Below are 274 nucleotides of genomic sequence, written 5' to 3'. Positions count from 1 at the left end.
AAATTGCTAGTTATGACAATTATGAGTGCACAATCGAGTTTGCTCTCTTGCTAAAAACATCAGCAAGAGAGCAAGTCGTTACTACTATAACAAACGTTTCAGGCGGTATAACTCTTCCAATGCTTGTCTCGGTGTTAGATCGTCTGGGTCGATTTGTGCCAGTGCTTCTTCCACTTCGCTTGGCTCTGGAATCAAACTCAACTGATTGGCAATGTCGACTTGTGGAGAATCGTTGGCCGTTGGCTTTTGACCTAATTGTTCCAACTGGGTTAGT

General features: G+C 43.4%; 1 protein-coding gene. It reads right to left on the bottom strand.

What is annotated here, in order from left to right:
- Window positions 1-84 precede the first annotated feature (84 nt).
- Window positions 85-274 (bottom strand): hypothetical protein (locus tag A3773_RS17135; protein WP_156473571.1); only part of this gene is annotated, 190 nt, incomplete at its 5' end.

Source organism: Neptuniibacter pectenicola (genome assembly GCF_001597735.1).
In the GTDB taxonomy this organism is placed as follows: Bacteria; Pseudomonadota; Gammaproteobacteria; order Pseudomonadales; family Balneatricaceae; genus Neptuniibacter; species Neptuniibacter pectenicola.
This window is presented reverse-complemented; position numbering and strand designations above follow the sequence as displayed.